Below are 4,003 nucleotides of genomic sequence, written 5' to 3' on the forward strand. Positions count from 1 at the left end.
GTTCCTCCAGGCCGGTTCTGTCATCTCTTTCTTGGGGACCAGCTTGCCTCCGAGATAGAAGTCGATCTTGGACCAGTCCCGGTCGCCGACGCGGCGAGTCGATCACCACGGCGGCCAGCAGCACCGCGCCGGTGATCATGAACTGGATGGCGTTGCTCAGGCCCATGATGTTCATCCCGGACTGGATCGAGCCGATCACCAGCGCACCGAGCAGCGCCGACCAGGTCGAGCCGCGCCCGCCGAACAGGCTGGTGCCGCCGATGACGGCCGCCGCGATGCAGTTCATCAGCAGGTTGCCGCCGCCGGAGGTCTGGCTGGCGGACTGGATCTGCGCCGCCAGGAACAGGCCGCCGACGGCCGCCATGGTGGAACAGATCATGAACACCGAGATCCTGGTCCAGGACACGTTGATACCGGCCCGCCGGGCCCCCTCGATGTTGCCGCCGAGTGCGAAGACCTGGCGCCCGTAGGTGGTCCGGCGGAGCACGAAGTCCAGCACCACGATGAAGATCAGGAAGATCAGCAGCGCCAGCGGCAGCCCCTTGTACTGGTTGAGCGTGTACGCGGCCGCGAAGGCCACCACCGCCAGCGCCACCGTCCGCAGCGCGATGTCCGCGGGCGGACGGGAGGGCACCCCGGCCGCCCGCCGCCGCCTGGCGTCGAGCAGCGAGGCGACCAGGAACAGCGCCACCCCGATCGCGGCGGTGCCGTAGGCGGCGATGGTCTTGCTGTAGATGGTGGAGTACAGCCGGGAGACGATGTCGTTGCCGGACAGGTTGATGGTGCCGCTGGACCCGAGGATCTGCAGCATCAGGCCGTTCCAGCCCAGGTTGCCCGCGAGGGTGACCACGAAGGCCGGCACGCCGACCTTGGCGAAGAACAGGCCCTGGATCAGGCCGACCAGGGCGCCGCCGACCAGGGCGGCGACCAGCGCGACCCACTGGTTGACGCCGTGGGTGACGTCGAGCACCGCGAAGATCGCGGCGCACAGGCCACTGACCGAGCCCACCGACAGGTCGATCTCGCCGAGCAGCAGCACGAACACCACGCCGATGGCGATCATGCCGGTGCCGACGATCTGCTGCGAGAGGTTGGACAGGTTCTGTGCCGACAGGAAGCTGCTGTCGAGGCTGCCGAACACGGCCCAGATCACGATCAGGGCCAGCACCACCGGCAGCGAGCCCAGCTCACCGCTGCTCAGGCGGCGCTTGAACTCGCCCAGGTATCCGGAGATGCCCTCCTGGCGGACGATCAGCCGGGGGTCGACGGCGGGGATCGCGTCGTGCGCGACCGGGACCGGCGCGTTCACCCCGTCCCTGGACATGCTGTCCTCGGGGAGCGGGACGTGGCCCGGCTCCCGGTGGTCGTCACCGTTCATGACACCCCCTCCTGGCCGCGGGACTGGCGCCGGGTCACGGCGTTGTCCGTGGCTCCCGTGATGGCGGAGATGATCTCCTGCTGGTTGGTGTAGCGGACGTCGAAGACCCCGTTGTTACGGCCGAGGCGCAGCACCGCGACCCTGTCGGAGACCGCCATCACGTCCGCCATGTTGTGGCTGACCAGGATGACCCCGAGCCCCCGGTCGCGCAGGCGCTCCACTAGGTCGAGGACCTGGGCGGTCTGCTCCACGCCGAGGGCGGCGGTCGGCTCGTCGAGGATCACGATCTTGGGTTCGCCGATCAGGGCGCGGGCGATGGCGACCACCTGGCGCTGACCGCCGGAGAGCGAGGCGATCGGGATCCGCACGCTCGGGATCCGGATCGACAGGGTGTCCAGCAGCTCGCGCGAGCGCCGTTCCATGCCGACCTCGTTGAGCACGCCGAACCGCCTCAGCTCCCGGCCGAGGAAGAGGTTGCCGACCACGTCGAGGTTGTCGCAGAGCGCGAGGTCCTGGTAGACCGTCGCGACCCCCAGGTGCTGGGCGTCCTGCGGCCGGTGGATCACCACCGGCCGGCCCTCCCACTCGATCACACCCTCATCGGGCTGGTTGACCCCGGCGATCGCCTTCACCAGGGTGGACTTGCCGGCGCCGTTGTCGCCAACCAGGGCGACCACCTCGCCGGCCGCCACGTCCAACTCGACCTCGGTGAGGGCCTGCACCGCGCCGAACCGCTTGGAGACGCTGCGCAGTGCCAGCACGGGAGGACCCGCCATGGCTATCAACTCCTCCGGACGGTGGGGGTTACTGCAGACCGGCTGCGGCGCAGGCGGCGGCGTAGTCGGGGGTGCAGATCTGGGCCACGGTGTACAGGCCGTCGGCGACCACGGTGGACTTGATGTTGTCCTTGGTGAGCACGATCGGCGTGATCAGGTTGGACTGGACCGCCTGGCCGCTGCCGCTGGTGGCCTTGGCGGACGCCACCTCCGAGGTCAGCGACTTGCCCTGGGCGAAGGCGACGGCCATCTGGGCGGCGGTGTCGGCCTCCGGCTTGTACGGCTTGTAGATCGACATCGTCTGGGTGCCGGCCAGGATCCGCTGGACGGCGTCCAGCTGCGCGTCCTGACCGGTCAGCGGGACGCTGAGGTTGGCCGCCTTGAGGGCGGTCGCGATGCCCGCCGCCATGCCGTCGTTGGCCGAGTAGACGCCGACCACGTTCGGGGCGCCGATCGCGGTGATGCCCGCGGCGGCCTCCTGGTTGGCGTTGTTCGGGTCCCAGTTCGGCGTGTCGTACTCCTTGCCGACGGTGAGCTTGCCGTCGATGGCGCTGTGCGCGCCCGCCTTGAAGTCGGCCGCGTTGGGGTCGGTGGGCGAGCCGTTGATCATGATGATCTTGCCGGCGGAGGCCTTGTCACCGACGGCCGCCACCAGGGCCTGGCCCTGGAGCTCGCCGACCTTGTGGTTGTCGAAGGAGACGTACGAGTCGACCGGCCCCTGCGCCAGCCGGTCGTAGGCGACCACCTTGACGCCGGCGTCGTGCGCCTTCTGGACCGAGGACTGGATGGCCTTGGCGTCCACCGCGTCCAGGATCAGCACCTGGTTGCCCTTGGTGAGGGCGGTGTCGACCTGGGTCTGCTGGAGCGTCGCGTCCTGGTTGGCGTTGTAGTAGTCGATCTGCGCGTTCGGGACCAGCTCCTTGATCTTCTGCTCGATCAGGGGCTTGTCGAACTGCTCGTACCGCGTGGTCTTGGACTCCGGGAGGAGCAGGCCGATCTTCACCGTGCCCGTCCCCGAGCCGGAGCCGGAGGACGAGGCGGACGTGGACTGGCCGGCGCTGCCGCAGGAGCTGAGCGCCAGAGCGAGGGAAGCCGCCGCCGCGGCGACGACAATCCCGGTGGGTCGTGATTTCACGGGTCGCCTCTCAATACGTCGAGATGCCCCCCGGGACTTTCGAGTGTCCGGCGATCCACCGGCCGCCGCCATTCGAAACAATCTTGCGCCACCTTTTTTGCGGCCGATCGGGGGAGCCGCCCGGGGACGGCCCTCCGAGTGGCCGACCCGGCGGGCGAATCCCACCGGACCGGGCGGAATGTGGACATTGTGTGCCGATGGGGGAGGGAGCCGGGGGAGAAGTCGGACACCCGCCGGTCCGCGTGGTTGCCCGCGAGGGGCCGGGGTAGCGCCAAACCCGACACACCGCCTTCGCAACGGAGTGGTTCCATGCCGCTGATCGACTACACCGCCCTCGCCCGACTCGTCCGCGAGCTGGACGCCCTGGCCGGACGGCCCGCCACCGACCGGACGGCGCACCGCCGCCGGGAGGACGCCCTGTACACGGTCTGCGTCTACACCGGTCTGCGGGATCCGGGGGCCGCGCTCGCCCGGGCCCGGGCCCTGCTCGCCCAGCGGGTGACGGTACCGGCCGGCTGAACCGGGCGCGGGGGCCCGCCGTACGGGGCCGGTCGAGGGGTCGCGGTCGCCCGCCCGGGTCACGGGCCGGGCGCGGCCGTTAGCGCGCCGCGGCGGCCGGTTACGTCACCGGTCCAGCCGCCCGGCCCGTCCGGGCGCCGAGGGTTTCATCACGGTACCGAGTCTTCCCGCGCTGTTCCGGCGCCGGCACGTGCG

4 protein-coding genes are annotated in these 4,003 nt (G+C 70.2%); 1 reads left to right on the plus strand and 3 read right to left on the minus strand.

Going from position 1 to position 4,003, the window contains the following annotated elements; genetic code table 11:
* From AB0D08_RS40400 to AB0D08_RS40410, 3 genes are all read right to left on the minus strand, one after another.
* Window positions 1-1,324 (minus strand): sugar ABC transporter permease (locus tag AB0D08_RS40400; protein ID WP_359895360.1); only part of this gene is annotated, 1,324 nt, incomplete at its 3' end.
* A gap of 50 nt (window positions 1,325-1,374) precedes the next feature.
* Window positions 1,375-2,154, minus strand: coding sequence for an ATP-binding cassette domain-containing protein (locus AB0D08_RS40405; RefSeq protein ID WP_033824442.1), 780 nt, complete (start codon window positions 2,152-2,154; stop codon window positions 1,375-1,377).
* A 28-nt stretch (window positions 2,155-2,182) separates the two neighbouring features.
* Window positions 2,183-3,289: a substrate-binding domain-containing protein gene (locus AB0D08_RS40410; RefSeq protein ID WP_033824441.1), complete on the minus strand. Its 1,107-nt coding sequence runs from the start codon at window positions 3,287-3,289 to the stop codon at window positions 2,183-2,185.
* A gap of 309 nt (window positions 3,290-3,598) precedes the next feature.
* Here AB0D08_RS40410 and AB0D08_RS40415 point away from each other — a divergent pair, with 309 nt between their 5' ends.
* Window positions 3,599-3,808, plus strand: coding sequence for a DUF5133 domain-containing protein (locus AB0D08_RS40415; protein WP_033824440.1), 210 nt, complete (start codon window positions 3,599-3,601; stop codon window positions 3,806-3,808).
* Window positions 3,809-4,003 lie beyond the last annotated feature (195 nt).

Source organism: Kitasatospora sp. NPDC048540, assembly GCF_040651175.1.
In the GTDB taxonomy this organism is placed as follows: Bacteria; Actinomycetota; Actinomycetes; order Streptomycetales; family Streptomycetaceae; genus Kitasatospora.